The sequence below is a fragment of the Pseudomonas sp. OVF7 genome (genome assembly GCF_030644265.1).
Lineage (GTDB): Bacteria > Pseudomonadota > Gammaproteobacteria > Pseudomonadales > Pseudomonadaceae > Aquipseudomonas > Aquipseudomonas gorinensis.
Map to the genome: position 1 here is coordinate 6,739,302 of NZ_CP128996.1, position 16,047 is coordinate 6,755,348.

Sequence of the window (16,047 nt, forward strand, 5' to 3'; positions counted from 1 at the left end):
CGGGACCACCCGGAGAATGCGCCTGATGAGCGAGCTTTTTTACAACGCTGTGCCGAACGCCACCCGTGTCGCAGCGCCTCTGGCCCCGCCACGTGAATACCCCAGCGTAAAACCACCGAAGGTCTACCTGTTCGGCACCTGCGTGGTGGACTTGTTCTACCCCGAAGCCGGCATGGACGCGATTCACCTGCTGGAGCGCGAAGGGATCCGCGTGGACTATCCGCAAGGGCAAAGTTGCTGCGGGCAGCCGGCCTACACCTCAGGCTACACCGAGCAGGCCCGGCAAGTGGCGCGCGCCCAACTGGCACTGTTCACCGACAATTACCCGGTAGTGGTGCCCTCCGGCTCTTGCGCGGGGATGTTGCGCGAGCACTATGCAGACCTGTTCAAGGATGAGCCTGAAACGCTGCAACACGTGCGGGCCCTGGCCGCGCGGACCTATGAGTTGGCCGAGTTCCTGTTGTTCGTATGCAAGGTGCAACTCAACGACAGCGGCGCCCCCATTAAAGTCGCCCTGCACACCTCATGCTCCGCACGTCGGGAAATGAACACCCACCTCCATGGCCGCGAACTGCTGGGCCAACTGCGCAATGTCGAGCGCGTCGACCACAGCCATGAAAGCGAATGCTGTGGCTTTGGTGGGACGTTCAGCGTGCGCATGCCAGACATTTCCGGTGCGATGGTGGCCGACAAGACCCGGGCCTTGCAGGAGTCCGGCGCCCATCAGGTACTGAGTGCCGATTGCGGGTGCCTGATGAACATCAACGGCGCCCTGGAGAAACAGCACGCGGCCTTGCGCGGTCAACACCTGGCCAGCTTCCTGTGGCAACGCACCGGAGGTGGACGATGAACCCTGCCGCGCTGATTCCGATCGTCGAGGTGTCAGAAGACTTCCGCACCCGCGCCCACCAGGCATTGGGCGACGCGCAACTGCGAAACAACTTTCGCAAGGCAATGGATTCCCTGATGACCAAACGGGCAACGTCCTTCAACGATGCCCACGAACGTGAACACCTGCGCGCCCTCGGCAACGCGGTGCGTGCCCGCGCGCTGTCCAAGTTGCCGGACCTGCTGGAGCAATTGGAAGCCAACCTGACCCGTAACGGCGTCACCGTACACTGGGCGCAGACGACAGCAGAAGCCAACGCGATCGTGCTGTCGATCATTCGCAAGCGCGAAGCCACGCAAGTGATCAAAGGCAAGTCCATGGTCAGCGAAGAAATGGACATGAACCACGTGCTCGCCGCCCAAGGCATCGAATGCCTGGAGTCGGACATGGGTGAGTTCATTGTTCAGCTCGACCATGAGAAACCGTCCCACATCATCATGCCGGCGATCCACAAGAACGCCAGCCAGGTCGCGTCGTTGTTCCACGACAAACTTGGCGTGGAATACACCCAGGATGTCGACCAACTGATTCAGATCGGTCGCCGCGTGCTGCGGGAAAAGTTCTTCGAGGCCGATATCGGCGTCTCGGGCGTCAACTTTGCCGTGGCTGAAACCGGCACATTGCTATTGGTGGAAAACGAAGGCAATGGCCGCATGTCGACCACGGTGCCCCCGGTGCATATCGCCGTGACGGGCATCGAGAAGGTCGTTGAAAACCTGCGCGACGTGGTGCCGTTGCTATCGCTGCTGACCCGCTCGGCGCTGGGCCAGCCGATCACCACCTACGTCAATATGATCTCCGGCCCGCGCAAGGCCGATGAACTCGACGGCCCGCAAGAAGTGCACCTGGTGCTACTGGATAACGGCCGCAGCCAGGCGTTTGCCGACAGCGAATTGCGCCAGACACTCAACTGCATTCGCTGCGGTGCCTGCATGAATCATTGCCCGGTCTATACCCGAATCGGTGGTCACACCTATGGCGAGGTGTACCCCGGCCCTATCGGAAAAATCATCACGCCGCACATGGTCGGCCTGGCGAAAGTGCCGGATCACCCCAGTGCCTCCTCGCTGTGTGGCGCCTGTGGTGAAGTGTGCCCGGTGAAGATCCCGATTCCGGCATTGCTGCGCCGCCTGCGCGAAGAAAATGTAAAAGCACCGAATAGCCCACACCCCGCGATGCGCGGCCAAGGCAGCAAGTATTCACGCAAAGAACGATTTATCTGGAACACCTGGGCCCTGCTCAATCGCTCACCGAGGCTGTACCGGTTGTTCACCCTGGCCGCGACTCGCCTGCGCGCTCTGGCACCGAACAATGTCGGGCCCTGGACGCAAAACCATAGCGCGCCGAAACCCGCCGTCCGCTCGCTGCATGACCTGGCACGCGAGCATCTGGCCAAACAGGGAGAACGTTGATGAGCGCCAAGCAGAATATCCTCGACAAATTGCGCCAAAGCCTGACAGGCACTACACCGGTGCCCGACCATTTTGACGAAGCCCTGGTAACCGAGATCTATACCTACCCGCCCGAGCAGCGCATCGCGCAACTGCGCAAGCTGATGGAAGCGGTGCACACGGAGATCCACCTCACCCACAGCGCCGACTGGCCAGCCTTGCTCGCACAACTGCTGCAAGCACGCGACCTGCCCAGCTTGCTGATTGCGCCAACAACGCCCCACGGGCGCCGCATCACCGAACATTGGGCGAACAATCCACAACTGCCGGTGCTCAAAGCCTATGACCGGCCGGTGGAAGAATGGAAAGCCGAACTGTTTAACGAGACACCGGCCAGCCTGACCACTACCCTCGGAGCAATTGCCGCCACGGGCAGCCTGATTCTCTGGCCGACGCGAGAGGAACCGCGCCTGATGAGCCTGGTACCGCCGGTGCACTTTGCGCTGCTCAAGGCCAGTGAGATTTACGACAACTTTTATCAGGTCCAGCGCCAATTCGCCTGGGCCCAAGGCATGCCCACCAATGCCCTGCTGGTGTCCGGCCCGTCGAAGACCGCCGACATCGAACAAGTACTGGCTTATGGCGCCCACGGTCCGAAAGACCTGGTGGTGCTGATCCTGGAGGACCAATGAGTCTGCCTGCTGCTTTTCTCACTGACGTCGCACAGCTGATCCCGAGCAATCGACGCTTCGACGACCCACTTTCCACCCTGGCATTCGGTACCGATGCCAGTTTTTACCGACTGATCCCACAGCTGGTGATCCGCGTGGAGTCGGAAGACGAAGTCGTGGCGCTGCTGCAACTGGCTCAGCGTGATCATGTGCCAGTGACGTTCCGCGCGGCAGGCACCAGCCTCTCCGGGCAGGCCATCAGCGATTCGGTGCTGATCGTACTGGGGGACAACTGGAACGGCCGTGAGATTCGTGGGCAAGGCACGCAAATCCGACTGCAACCCGGCGTGATTGGCGCCCAAGCCAACGCCTGGCTGGCGCCGTTCGGGCGCAAGATCGGGCCGGATCCGGCCTCGATCAACGCGTGCAAAATCGGCGGCATCGTTGCCAACAATGCCAGCGGCATGTGCTGCGGTACGGCGCAAAACACCTACCACACCCTGGCCGGCATCCGCCTGGTATTGGCGGACGGCAGCCGCCTGGACACTGAAGATCCGGCCAGTGTCGCGACCTTTCGCACACAGCATGGTGCGCTGCTGGAACGCCTGGCGAGCCTCGGTCGAGAGACGCGGGCAAACGCCGAATTGGCTGCAAAGATCCGCCACAAATATCGTCTGAAAAACACCACCGGTTTGTCACTCAACGCCCTGGTGGATTTCGATGAACCGCTGGATATCCTCAGCCATCTCCTGGTGGGCTCCGAAGGCACGCTGGGCTTTATCAGCGCGGTCACCTACGACACCGTGATTGATCATCCGCACAAGGCGTCAGCGCTGATCGTATTCCCGGATGTCGAGACCTGCTGCAACGCCGTAACAGTCCTGAAAACCCAGCCAGTCTCAGCCGTTGAGCTGCTGGATCGACGCAGCATGCGCTCAGTGCAGGACAAACCCGGCATGCCCGCGTTCGTACAGCAGTTGTCGGAAAACGCCTGCGCACTGTTGATTGAATCCCGCGCCGCATCATCCTCTTTGCTCCACGAACAACTGGCGCTGATCATGGCGTCCCTGGCCGCTTTCCCGATGGAAAAACAGGTCGACTTCAGCGAAGACCCAGTGGAAAACGCCCGCCTGTGGGCGATTCGCAAAGACACCTTCCCTGCCGTCGGCGCCGTGCGAAAAACCGGCACCACGGTGATCATCGAAGACGTGACCTTCCCGGTCGAGCAACTGGCCATCGGCGTCAACCGCTTGATTGAGCTGTTCGACAAACATCACTACGACGAAGCCATCCTTTTCGGACACGCCCTGGAAGGCAATCTGCACTTTGTGTTCACCCAAGGCTTCAACAGCGCCGAGGAGGTCACACGCTACCAGGCGTTCATGGATGACGTCGCGCAACTGGTCGCGGTGGAGTTTGGCGGCTCGCTGAAAGCCGAGCATGGTACCGGTCGCAACATGGCACCGTTCGTCGAGCTGGAATGGGGCAGCGACGCCTATCAATTGATGTGGCAACTCAAGCGCCTGCTCGACCCCAATGGCATTCTCAACCCCGACGTGGTGCTCAGCAACGACCCGCAAATCCATCTCAAGCACCTCAAGCCGCTGCCCGCCGCCGACGAGCTTGTGGATAAGTGCATCGAGTGCGGTTTCTGCGAGCCCGTGTGCCCGTCGAAAGGGCTGACCCTGAGCCCGCGCCAACGCATCGTGATCTGGCGTGACATCCAGGCGAAAAAACGCGCCGGCGTCGACACCACCGAATTGGAAACGGCCTACCACTATCAGGGCATCGATACCTGCGCGGCCACCGGCTTATGCGCCCAACGCTGCCCCGTAGGAATCAATACCGGCGACCTGGTGAAAAAGCTTCGCGCCCGCGACGCCGACCATACGAAAACCGCCGAATGGCTCGCCAGCCATTTCGCCACGGCATTACAAGGTGCGCGCTTTACCCTGCACGTCGCAAACGGCGCCCGCATGCTGCTGGGCGCCCCGCGCCTGGCGCGGCTGTCGGCCAAGGTGACTCAACTGTCCAAGGGGCAAATCCCGCAATGGACCAACGCCATGCCGCAGCCGGAAAAAGCCATACGCTTCAGCCCTCCGGTCACGGACGAACGACCACGGGTGGTCTATCTCGCCGCGTGCGTCTCGCGCGCCATGGGCCCTGCGGCTGGGGATAAAGAGCAAATGTCGCTGTATGACAAAACCCGTGGCCTGCTCGAAAAAGCCGGTTATCAAGTCGTGCTCCCCGACAACCAGGACAACCTGTGCTGCGGCCAGCCGTTCGCCTCCAAGGGCTACGCCGAACAGGCCGAACACAAGCGCCAGGAACTGATCGGCGCCCTGCTCCACGCCAGCCGTGGCGGCCTTGACCCGATCTACTGCGACACCAGCCCCTGCACCCTGCGCCTGGTGCAAGACCTGGGCGAAAGCCGCCTGGATCTCTACGACCCCGTGCGTTTTATCCGAACCCACCTGATGGACCGCCTCGACTTCACACCGCAGGAAGCGCCGATCGCGGTACACGTCACCTGCAGCACCCAACACCTGGGGGAAAGCCAGGCACTGATCGACCTGGCGCGACGCTGCTCGAAAAACGTGGTAATCCCGGAAGGCATCCATTGCTGTGGTTTCGCTGGCGACAAAGGCTTTACCACACCGGAACTCAACGCCCATTCCCTGCGAACGCTCAAGGAGGCGGTGCAATACTGCAGCGAAGGTATCTCCACCAGCCGCACCTGCGAGATCGGCCTGAGCCAACATGGCGGCATCGATTACCACGGTTTGGTGTACCTCGTGGACCGGGTCACCCAGGCACGGGCGCATTAATCCGGCAAAAAAACAGAACCCCTGCGCACCGGCGTAGTCATCTGCATAGGCCTCGGCGACCGAGGCTCATCAGTGATGTCGCTGGCAGCCCATGACGGCCAGCAGCGTCGAGCCCTATTTCGCAAGGAGATACCCTATGAAGCGTTCCGCTCTTGCTGGCTTGTTCATTACTGCTGCGATGCTGGCGTCACCTGTTTTCGCAGCCGGCGAGCCCGACCTGTGCAAGATCAACTTGGACAAAATCAACAACGGCAAAGCGCTGCTAGCCACCGACACCAGTGGCAAAAGCGGCGAGATCGATACCGCCGTGTCCCAGGCCAAGGCAGCCCACGCGGCAGGTGATGACAAAAGATGCATCGAAATCACCTCCAAAGCGTTGCAGGACCTGCAAGACAGCGACAAAGGCGGCAAATAGTCCATCGGATGCTCAAGACCAACCTTCGGGTTGGCCTTCTGTGACCGTTTGACGTACACTGCACAGGCTTGTCACTCACTAAGAAACAACGAGTTACAAGCACGGGGCCGTTTAGGATTCGACGCCGGTCGCGAAACTTTAGGTGCATGCCGAGTTGGTAACAGAACTCGTAAATCCACTGTTGCAACTTTCTATAGTTGCCAATGACGAAACCTACGGGGAATACGCTCTCGCTGCGTAAGCAGCCTTAGCCCTTCCCTCCTGGTACCTTCGGGTCCAGCAATCATCAGGGGATGTCTGTAAACCCAAAGTGATTGTCATATAGAACAGAATCGCCGTGCAGTACGTTGTGGACGAAGCGGCTAAAACTTACACAACTCGCCCAAAGCACCCTGCCCGTCGGGTCGCTGAGGGTTAACTTAATAGACACGGCTACGCATGTAGTACCGACAGCGGAGTACTGGCGGACGGGGGTTCAAATCCCCCCGGCTCCACCATTTAGTCTTCCCAGGAAGACCCAAAAAAGCCGTAAAGCCTAGAGAAATCAAAGCTATACGGCTTTTTTCTTGCCCGCGTTTTCCCACCTAATCCCAGGGCATCCCACAGTTGACGGGGGCATATATGGGGGCATAAAACGCTCATCAGCTCGCTCGGAGAGGATGTGCCCCCAATGCCCCTGAAAGACACCAACTGCCGCAACGCCAAGCCCCAGGACAAGCCATACCGCCTTTACGACGAACAAGGTTTGTACCTGGAAGTACAGCCCAATGGAGGCCGTTACTGGCGCTTGAAGTACCGCTTTCTGGGAAAGGAAAAACGCCTGGCTCTTGGTGTTTACCCAGAGGTCGGCTTGCAGGAGGCCCGTCGCAAACGTGATGACGCTCGTGTTCAGCTTGCCGGCGGACAAGACCCTTCGTTGCAAAGACGCATGGCCAAGGTGGTCAGCCAGCTCGATCACCAACACACCTTTGAATCGGTCGCTAAGCAATGGCTCACCATTCGCGAATCATCCTGGGATCCGGAGTACACCCGCACGGTGCGGCAGCGCCTTGAGCTCAATGCCTTCCCCTGGCTGGGAAAACTCCCGATCAGCAGCATTAGCACGCCCATGCTGGTCGAAAACCTGCAGCGCATCATCAAGCGCGGTGCTCGCGAGACGGCACGTCGTGTAGCTCAAATCTACAAACAGATTTTTGAGTTCGCCGAAGCTGCCGGTATCACCCCACCCAACCAGATTGGGAATCTCTCTCGTACGCTCCCAGCCAAGCGGGTGAAACACTTTGCTGCCGTGACCGATCCTGAAAAACTCGGCGCACTGCTTAAAGCACTGGATAGCTATAGCGGAACGATGCCTGTTTGTTGTGCACTCAAACTGGCCCCGTTGCTGTTCTGCAGGCCCGGTGACCTGCGCCACATGGAGTGGTCGGAGGTCAATCTGGATGCGGGCGAGTGGTTGATTCCCGGCCACAAGATGAAAGGGCTCACTGCCACCAAACAGGATCGGCCGGATCATTTGGTTCCTCTCAGCCAACAAGCAGTAGCGGTTCTGCACGAGCTGAAACCACTCACCGGCAGACATCGGTACGCCTTCCCCTCGGCACGAGGAGGCGACCGGCCGATGTCCAACAATGCCGTACTCAGTGCGTTACGCCGCATGGACATCAGCGGCGACGAAATGACTGGGCACGGCTTTCGTGCGACAGCGAGAACCATAGGTGCAGAGGTGCTGGGATTTCGCCCCGATCTTCTGGAGCATCAGCTTGCTCACACGGTAAAAAATCCACTGGGCCGTGCATATGACCGAACATCATTTCTGCCAGAGCGCCGCGACATGATGCAGCGCTGGTCAGATTACCTAGATGCAATCAAGTCCTGAGCTCATTGCTTGGGCTTGCAATACCGGTCCCCGCTTGGTAAAAATCAGGCGTACCTCGGACGTTAATAGGACTCCTTGGGATCGTCGCGCTGCCCCGGTTACGGCGTTAAGAATTTGAAGTCCATCTGCTGTTAGCAAATGGATTTTCTGGCTAACTCATCGGGGTATCGCCAGCATCTCGCAGGGCCTTCTGCACCTGCTCGCCTGCAGCAATAATGCTGCTAAGAAACCTACGGAGTCCTATTCCGTACCAGCAGGGTCTTTCCTCTCCCCCAACGCCAAAGACACAGCTTCAGCTGTCATCCGCACAGCTGTCGCCGGCAATAACTCTCGGAGACCCGTAACACGGGTCACAACAAACGCCCCTGCTTTGCAGTAGGAAAACCCGAGCGCCACTCCCAACACATATGCGTATCGCAGCACTTGAGGACTGCTGCAACGCCACCGTCTGAGCACCAATCAAATGTCAGCACGAACTATTGAACCCAGCCCGGAGGAACCGCGCTTCCTTCGCCTGCCCGAGGTTGAGCTAGCGGTCGGTAAAAAGCGATCCACGATCTATCGCGATATAGCAGCGGGAAAATTCCCTGCTCCATATGATCTAGGCAGCAGCAGATCGGTTGGCTGGCTCAGCACGGAGATATCTGCCTGGATCCTGAGCCGGCCGCGTGTACAGCTGGGTGGAGGGCATAACAATGGCTAATCCCCCCGCCCTGCGCGCGCAGACCCAGTGGTTTCATGTCTTTAGGGCTATGATCGATCAGGGTGATGTCGCCCGAATAGGGCCGCACGCATTCACGGTTTATGCCGTCATCAAGGCACACGCCAATTTCGACGATGGCTTATCGAAGCCAGGCATCCAGCGGATTTCCGAACAGTCGGGAGTCAGTCAGGCACAGGTCAAACGGGCACTAGGGATTCTCGAAGGGGCTGGCCTTATCGCAAAGAAAAAGTGCGGTCGAGCCAATCAATACAACCTACGTGAAAAGGTTCAGCTCCTCGAAAACGGCCAACCTCATACCGTCGCAACCTGGGATTACGTGCCAAGCCGCGCCCAGCACACCGTTTCTGAGCTCAAAAAAGCCATGACCGCTGGCGATCTTGTAAGTACACAGATACTGAATATCGAGCGCCTGAATATACAAATCAACCTGGCTGGTGGTAACGCCCAAGTCGATAGCTCATCACTACAAATTGACCTCGATCGTTTGCCTCCTGGTATCCGTGAAACCCTGCGCAGGCACCTCAAAAACTCGCAATGAAGTTATGCACAGCTCAGAGTGATACATATCCGCCTGAGCTGTGATTGATCACGAATTAGCTCACCTAGAGCTACATAGTGCTGGAATCCAGCTCAGGCTGAGCCGCTAAAAAGAAAGAGAAAATAAAAAAGAGAAGCTCTGGAGGCGACACAGCCTCCTGAGCGAACGCGCCGAAGCCTTATTGGATTACGAACAGCTACCGTAAACTCGATTCGACGAATCCCGCCAGTTCTGCCATCTGAGGCTTTTTAGCATTACAGAAGCGCCTTCCTTTATCATCCCAGCATCGTGCAGTGATTGATTCACCGCTCACAGGCTCAGGACGCCCGGCTGTCGCATCCAGTGGCATCCGGCATAGACCGATGCGGCTGAGCAGGGCTGAGTCGACGCCAAGCCAAGCCGACAGAGCGGCATGTGCCGACCTGAATGTAGCCATCACCCCAAATTTTAGCGCTAAACTCGCCGCCTTCGCGCATCAGCGATCTAGACAGTGGTAAACCATGAATGCAGTAGAAATTGAGTCCGCCATATCGGATCTGGCCCTAGAGCCCTTTGACGCAGCGGAGTTTCCGCTCACCTTCTTGGCTGCATTTGGCAGAAAGGATGCGGAAATCAAGCGCCTGCGCGCCGGCAACAACAACGCATCGGACGTACCCGGCGGCGTACTACTGCGCAATAACATTCATATCGCCGCATGCGAGCCCGGCACCGTGGGCGAAACGCTCAAGGCTTTGCGTACCAGCCCGGCTACCACTAAAGCTAAAGCCAAGTTCGTCTTCGCTACCGACGGGCAAACCGTAGAGGCTGAGGAGCTGATCACAGGTGAAACCATCACCTGCGATTATTCAGACCTTCCCAATCACTTTGGTTTCTTGCTGCCGTTAGCCGGCATCTCCACCATCAAGGAGATCAAGGACAACCCCATCGACGTGCGCGCCACCAGCCGCCTGAACAAGCTGTACGTCGAACTGCTGAACGAGAACCCGGACTGGGCCAAGGCCGAGCGTCGCGCCGACATGAACCACTTTATGGCGCGTCTGGTGTTCTGCTTCTTTGCCGAAGACACCGACATCTTCAATGGCGATGGCCTGTTTACCAAGACGGTTGAGCAGTACAGCGAACGCGATGGTTCCAACACCGATCAGGTGCTGTCGGAAATCTTCCGAGCCATGAACATCAAGCTAGCTGAGCGCACGACCGTTCAACCGCGCTTACCAAATTGGGCCAACACCTTCCCCTATGTAAATGGCGGCTTGTTCTCTGGCAGCACCGAAGTGCCGCGCTTTACGCGGATTGCACGTACCTACCTGCTGCACGCGGGCAGGCTGAACTGGAAAAAAATCAACCCAGACATTTTTGGCAGCATGATCCAGGCCGTGGCCGACGAGGAGGAGCGCGGCGCACTGGGCATGCACTACACCAGCGTACCCAATATCCTCAAGGTGTTGAACCCACTGTTTTTGGATGATCTACGGGCACAACTGGACGCTGCAGGTGATAACAAAACCAAGTTGCTCAATTTGCGCAAGCGTATGGCACGCATCCGCGTATTTGACCCCGCCTGCGGCTCCGGCAACTTCCTGGTTATCGCCTACAAGCAGATGCGCGAGATCGAGGCGGAGATCAATCGTCGCCGAGGCGAGGCCAACAACAAATCGGAAATCCCTCTGACAAATTTCCGCGGCATCGAGTTGCGAGACTTTCCGGCAGAAATTGCCCGTCTCGCGTTGATCATTGCAGAGTTTCAGTGCGACGTGCTGTATCGCGGTCAGCAGGACGCATTGGCCGAATTTCTACCGCTGAACGCGCAGAACTGGATTGTTTGCGGCAATGCGCTACGCCTAGATTGGTTGAGCCTGATGGATGCTCACCGCACTGGTGTGAAGCTAGTGGCGGACGACTTATTTGATACACCACTGGATCAAACTGAAATAGATTTCGAAAATGAAGGTGGTGAGATTTATCTTTGTGCAAATCCCCCATACCAAGGGAGCGTAAATCAGACAGCAGAGCAAAAAGAGGATATGGCCCGTATATTTTCGCCCGTCCTCAAGAGCTACAAGGATTTAGACTATGTTGCCGCCTTCGTTCTTAAAGCAGCGCAGTTCAACAGGCTTACAAATTCTTCAAGTGCGTTTGTTACAACCAACTCTGTTACGCAAGGCGAGCAGGTCGGCATGTTGTGGCCACTAGTTTTCAAAGAGGGGAACTTTATATTTTTCGCACATACTTCCTTTCTTTGGAGCAATCTCGCAAGCAATAAAGCTGCGGTTACCTGTGTAATTCTTGGGCTTTCCTCGCGACCAATGGGCGAGAAAAAACTCTTTGATGAGGAAACCGTACGGAGCGTGCCAAATATCAGCCCTTATCTTGTTCCCACTGATACGGTGATCGTGGCGAAGAGGTCACGCGCACTCTCAGAGATCGGACACATGCAGTCCGGGAATAAGCCGACTGATGGCGGAGCCTTGGTCCTCTCCACAGAGGAAAAGGACCAAATACTGGCAAGGAATCCAGAGGCAGCCCACTTCATCAAGCATTACGTCGGCTCGCGAGAGCTAATCAATGGGGGCAGTCGTTGGTGTATTTGGGTGGAAGACGCTGAACTACCAGAAGCCAGCAAAATTCAGGAATTTCGAACTCGCTTTGAAAGGGTGCGGCAACAGCGACTCAGTAGTGATGGCGTGCAAGCTAACGACAACGCCAATACACCGCATCGTTTCGTATTTGCGCCCCACAGTAGCCACCGAGCAGTTGCAGTCCCGAACGCCTCTTCAGAGCGTAGGCCATATTTGCCTTGCGAGATCACGGACTACTCCACAGTGGTCTCAAACCTAGCATCTGTGATCTATAGCGCCCCCATTTGGAGCATCGCGCTAATTGCATCGCGACTTCACCTAGTCTGGGTGGGGACAGTCTGCGGCAAGCTTAAAACAGACTTTCGATACTCGAACACCCTTGGCTGGAACACCTTTCCCGTCCCCCTGCTCACCGAACAGAACAAGACTGACCTGACTCGCTGTGCCGAGGATATTCTGCTTGCCCGCGAAGCCCACTTCCCCGCCACTATCGCCGACCTGTACGACCCGGACACCATGCCGGAAAACCTGCGTCGCGCCCATGAGCGCAACGATGAAGTGCTGGAGCGTATCTATATCGGTCGCCGCTTTAGAAACGACACCGAACGACTGGAAAAGCTGTTTGACCTATACACCAAGATGACAGTGGAAACAGCAAAGGTCGCGCCGAAGAAATCACGGGGAAAAAAGGCATGAGCAACACCCCTGCTAGCCTGACTACACCACTCGAAGGCTATCGCGAGTGGTTGGCTGACCTCAAAGGCCGCATCAACAATATCCGGGCGACGGCACCCTCATGGAGGAAGAATCACAGTGACTAACACTACCAACCCGACCAACAGCTACACGGTGCCGTCGGTATCCATCGCTACAGCGCATACTGGAGCATCCAGCAAGGCCAACGAGCTGGGCATGCGCACCATGCAGGAACGTGCCTATACCAAGCGCGGCGAACAGTACCTGCTGATCAAATCGCCACCCGCATCGGGCAAGTCCCGCGCCCTGATGTTTATCGCGCTGGACAAGCTGAATAACCAGGGCCTGCAACAGGCCATCGTCGTAGTGCCCGAGCGCTCCATTGGCGGTAGCTTCGCCGATGAGCCACTGAGCCAGCATGGCTTCTACTGGGACTGGCAGGTGGCCCCGCAGTGGAACCTGTGTAATGCCCCTGGCATCGATGAGCCGCGTGTAGCCAAGTCCAAGGTAGATGCGGTGCGCGCCTTTCTAAACAGCGGCGATAAGGTGCTGGTCTGCACCCATGCCACCTTCCGCTTTGCTGTGGAAGAGCTGGGTATCGACGCCTTCGATAACCGCCTGATTGCCATCGACGAGTTCCACCACGTTTCCGCCAACCCAGACAACAAACTGGGCAGCCAACTGAGCGCGTTTATCAACCGCGACAAGGTGCACCTGGTTGCCATGACCGGTTCCTACTTCCGTGGAGACAGCGAGGCCGTGCTGGCTCCGTCGGAAGAGAACAAATTTGAGACGGTGACGTACACCTATTATGAGCAGCTCAACGGCTATCGCTGGCTCAAGTCGCTGGATATTGGCTACTTCTTCTACACCGGCCGGTACGTGGATGCGGTCGCAAAGGTGCTGGACCCGGCGCTGAAAACCATCGTCCACATTCCAAACGTAAATGCCCGTGAGAGCCTCAAGGACAAGGAGCGCGAGGTTAACGAGATCATGAGCGCGCTGGGTGATTGGCAGGGTGTAGACCCGGCCACCGGCTTTCACCTGATCAAAGCCAAAGACGGTCGCACGCTGAGAGTGGCCGACCTGGTGGATGATAGCGACCCAGGCAAACGCTCCAAAGTGCTCGGCGCACTGAAAGACCCGGCGCAGAAGAACAACCGCGACAATGTGGATGTGATCATCGCGCTGGGCATGGCGAAGGAAGGGTTTGACTGGATCTGGTGCGAACATGCGCTGACCATCGGCTACCGTTCGAGCCTGACTGAAATCGTGCAGATTATTGGCCGCGCCACCCGCGACGCCGAGGGTAAGGAGCGCTCGCGCTTCACCAACCTGATCGCCGAACCTATGGCTGATCAAGCTGCTGTAGCCGAAGCGGTAAACGATATGCTCAAAGCCATTTCCGCCAGCCTGCTGATGGAACAGGTGCTGGCCCCGCGCTATGAGTTCACCCCGAAAGATACCGGGCCGAAAGAAGGCTTCAATTACGGGCCAGAGGGGTACCAAGCAGGCGGCACTAATCTAGGCGTGAATGAAACCACGGGCCAATTCCATGTCGAGATTAACGGCCTGACCACACCGCAGAGCACAGAAGCCACGCGCATCTGCAAAGAAGATTTGAACGAAGTAGTAACCAGCTTCCTGCAGGATAAAACCGTGCTGGAGCGCGGCCTGTTCGACAAGGAAAACACCCTGCCAGAAGAGCTGACCCAACTGCGCATGGGCAAGATCGTGCGCGAGCGTTACCCGGACTTGAGCGACGTCGACCAGGAAGCCATCCGCCAACACGCTATCGCCGCCATGAACATTACCCAGCAGGCCAAGTTGATGTTGGCTCAGGCCGACGCCAACGGGAGTGACGTTGTACAAGGCAGCACTGCTCTGCTGGATGGCGTGCGCAAGTTCGTTAACGTACGCGAGCTGGACATTGACCTGATCGACCGCATCAACCCCTTCGAGGCAGCTTATGCGGTACTGGCGAAGGCGATGGATGAGAAGTCCCTACGCCAGGTGCAGGCCAGCATTGCGGCCAAGAAAGTGAGCATTCCTCGTGATGAGGCGGTTGAACTTACAGATCGCGCTAGAACTTTCAAGCGCGAGCGAGGCCGCCTTCCAGACATCAACTCTGCAGATGCCTGGGAAAAGCGTATGGCCGAAGGCCTTGTTGCTTTCATGCGCTACAAAGCTCAGGAGTTGGCAGCGAAACAAAGTGGGGTGATCGATGAGTCAAATTGATGAGGACGAACTGCTCGCTGAGCTTGGCCTTGAAATCGCTCCCCTAAAGGCTGCCACTCGAACCCCTCGCGAAGAACGCATCATCGCTGGCTTCGAGGACATTCAGCGCTTCTATCAGACCCACGGCCGCGCCCCACTGCATGGCGAAGATCGCGACATCTTTGAACGCTTGTACGCAGTGCGTCTGGATCAGCTACGCAGGCTGCCGGAGGCACAAACCCTACTGGCCGGCCTGGATAGTCACGGCCTACTGCCAGGTAATGCGGTAGCCACGGTAAATGTGGGTGACCTGGATGAGGACGCCTTGCTCGCCGAGCTAGGCATCGGCAGTGAGCCCGTCGACCTGGACGACATCACCGTGCTGCGGCATGTGCGTTCAAGTGCGGCAATAAAGGCGGCAGAAGAAATTGCAGCCCGGAACCCATGTAAAGACTTCGAGAGCTTCAAACCACTTTTTGATGAGGTTGAAGCCGGCCTAAAACAAAACCTGTGGATAACCAAGCCCTTTGGCAAGAACGCCAGCATCGAGGCAGGGGACTTCTTCATTCTGAGCGGACTCATTGCCTATGTCGCCGAGGTGGGCGACACCTACAAGACGCCGAACGCGGAGACGAATGGGCGTTTGCGCGTCATTTACTCCAATGAGACGGAAAGCGATCTTCTACTACGATCCCTGCAGCGGGCGCTCTACAAGGACAGTGAGGGACGTGCCGGATCTCGGCTCATCAGGGTAGATTCAGGCCCACTGTTTAGCGACATAGCCGAGCCGGACGACATAGAAAGCGGCACTATCTATGTGCTGCGCAGCCAGTCCAGCCACCCCTTCGTAGCCGAGCACCGCGAGCTGATCCACAAGATTGGCGTGACCGGTGGCAAGGTGGAAGCCCGCATCGCCGCCGCGGCGAAGGATGCCACCTACCTGCTGGCAGATGTGGAAGTGGTCGCAACCTACAAGCTTCACAACCTGAACCGCACCCGGCTAGAAAACATCTTCCACCGCCTGTTCGGCGCAGCGCAGTTGGACTTGACCATCGATGACCGCTTCGGCAATCCGGTCAAGCCGAGGGAATGGTTCCTGGTACCGCTGCATGTGATCGACGAAGCGGTTGAGCGCATTCGGGATGGGTCGATTACCGGTGTCGCGTACGATCCGCAGACGGCTCGCTTGATCAGCTAAGGCGCAGCTAAAGCGTGACGATCAA

Annotated in this window: 11 protein-coding genes and 1 other RNA gene; all 12 read left to right on the forward strand. The window is 57.7% G+C overall.

Features of this window, described 5'->3' with window-relative positions; genetic code table 11:
* The first annotated feature begins 25 nt into the window (after positions 1–25).
* On the forward strand, positions 26–850 hold the full coding sequence (locus QU606_RS30700; protein ID WP_041161298.1) for a (Fe-S)-binding protein: 825 nt from the start codon (positions 26–28) through the stop codon (positions 848–850).
* Positions 847–2,301, forward strand: coding sequence for a LutB/LldF family L-lactate oxidation iron-sulfur protein (locus tag QU606_RS30705; protein WP_304997943.1), 1,455 nt, complete (start codon positions 847–849; stop codon positions 2,299–2,301). Before QU606_RS30700 ends, QU606_RS30705 begins: the two co-directional genes overlap by 4 nt.
* Positions 2,301–2,972 (forward strand): lactate utilization protein, encoded by a 672-nt coding sequence (locus tag QU606_RS30710; RefSeq protein WP_168233249.1) that lies wholly within the window; start codon positions 2,301–2,303, stop codon positions 2,970–2,972. The genes QU606_RS30705 and QU606_RS30710 overlap by 1 nt, the downstream gene beginning before the upstream one ends.
* Complete coding sequence (locus tag QU606_RS30715) at positions 2,969–5,779, forward strand: FAD-binding and (Fe-S)-binding domain-containing protein (protein WP_069077030.1); 2,811 nt, start codon at positions 2,969–2,971, stop codon at positions 5,777–5,779. Before QU606_RS30710 ends, QU606_RS30715 begins: the two co-directional genes overlap by 4 nt.
* Before the next feature lie 136 nt (positions 5,780–5,915).
* Positions 5,916–6,194: a hypothetical protein gene (locus QU606_RS30720; protein WP_024077460.1), complete on the forward strand. Its 279-nt coding sequence runs from the start codon at positions 5,916–5,918 to the stop codon at positions 6,192–6,194.
* Between the two features lie 103 nt (positions 6,195–6,297).
* Positions 6,298–6,691, forward strand: a transfer-messenger RNA (tmRNA) gene (gene ssrA, locus QU606_RS30725).
* A 173-nt stretch (positions 6,692–6,864) separates the two neighbouring features.
* Entirely contained in the window at positions 6,865–8,070 is a 1,206-nt protein-coding gene (locus tag QU606_RS30730) for an integrase arm-type DNA-binding domain-containing protein (protein WP_304997944.1), read from the forward strand.
* Between the two features lie 463 nt (positions 8,071–8,533).
* Complete coding sequence (locus QU606_RS30735) at positions 8,534–8,773, forward strand: AlpA family transcriptional regulator (protein ID WP_137200430.1); 240 nt, start codon at positions 8,534–8,536, stop codon at positions 8,771–8,773.
* Positions 8,766–9,332, forward strand: a complete 567-nt coding sequence (locus QU606_RS30740) for a helix-turn-helix domain-containing protein (protein WP_241669088.1) — start codon at positions 8,766–8,768, stop codon at positions 9,330–9,332. The genes QU606_RS30735 and QU606_RS30740 overlap by 8 nt, the downstream gene beginning before the upstream one ends.
* 500 nt (positions 9,333–9,832) lie before the next feature.
* Positions 9,833–12,607, forward strand: coding sequence for a DNA methyltransferase (locus tag QU606_RS30745; RefSeq protein WP_304997945.1), 2,775 nt, complete (start codon positions 9,833–9,835; stop codon positions 12,605–12,607).
* Positions 12,608–12,724: 117 nt separating this feature from the next.
* The gene (locus QU606_RS30750) at positions 12,725–14,845 is read left to right on the forward strand and encodes a DEAD/DEAH box helicase (protein ID WP_137200432.1); all 2,121 of its coding nucleotides are present in this window, start codon (positions 12,725–12,727) and stop codon (positions 14,843–14,845) included.
* Positions 14,832–16,022, forward strand: a complete 1,191-nt coding sequence (locus QU606_RS30755) for a GIY-YIG nuclease family protein (protein WP_137200433.1) — start codon at positions 14,832–14,834, stop codon at positions 16,020–16,022. The genes QU606_RS30750 and QU606_RS30755 overlap by 14 nt, the downstream gene beginning before the upstream one ends.
* Positions 16,023–16,047: the final 25 nt, after the last annotated feature.

What these genes read in the sequence shown, in the direction of transcription:
- QU606_RS30700 (WP_041161298.1), top strand. Translation starts at nt 26, where the DNA reads ATGAGCGAGCTTTTTTACAACGCTGTGCCGAACGCCACCCGTGTCGCA.
- QU606_RS30705 (WP_304997943.1), top strand. Translation starts at nt 847, where the DNA reads ATGAACCCTGCCGCGCTGATTCCGATCGTCGAGGTGTCAGAAGACTTC.
- QU606_RS30710 (WP_168233249.1), top strand. Translation starts at nt 2,301, where the DNA reads ATGAGCGCCAAGCAGAATATCCTCGACAAATTGCGCCAAAGCCTGACA.
- QU606_RS30715 (WP_069077030.1), top strand. Translation starts at nt 2,969, where the DNA reads ATGAGTCTGCCTGCTGCTTTTCTCACTGACGTCGCACAGCTGATCCCG.
- QU606_RS30720 (WP_024077460.1), top strand. Translation starts at nt 5,916, where the DNA reads ATGAAGCGTTCCGCTCTTGCTGGCTTGTTCATTACTGCTGCGATGCTG.
- QU606_RS30730 (WP_304997944.1), top strand. Translation starts at nt 6,865, where the DNA reads ATGCCCCTGAAAGACACCAACTGCCGCAACGCCAAGCCCCAGGACAAG.
- QU606_RS30735 (WP_137200430.1), top strand. Translation starts at nt 8,534, where the DNA reads ATGTCAGCACGAACTATTGAACCCAGCCCGGAGGAACCGCGCTTCCTT.
- QU606_RS30740 (WP_241669088.1), top strand. Translation starts at nt 8,766, where the DNA reads ATGGCTAATCCCCCCGCCCTGCGCGCGCAGACCCAGTGGTTTCATGTC.
- QU606_RS30745 (WP_304997945.1), top strand. Translation starts at nt 9,833, where the DNA reads ATGAATGCAGTAGAAATTGAGTCCGCCATATCGGATCTGGCCCTAGAG.
- QU606_RS30755 (WP_137200433.1), top strand. Translation starts at nt 14,832, where the DNA reads ATGAGTCAAATTGATGAGGACGAACTGCTCGCTGAGCTTGGCCTTGAA.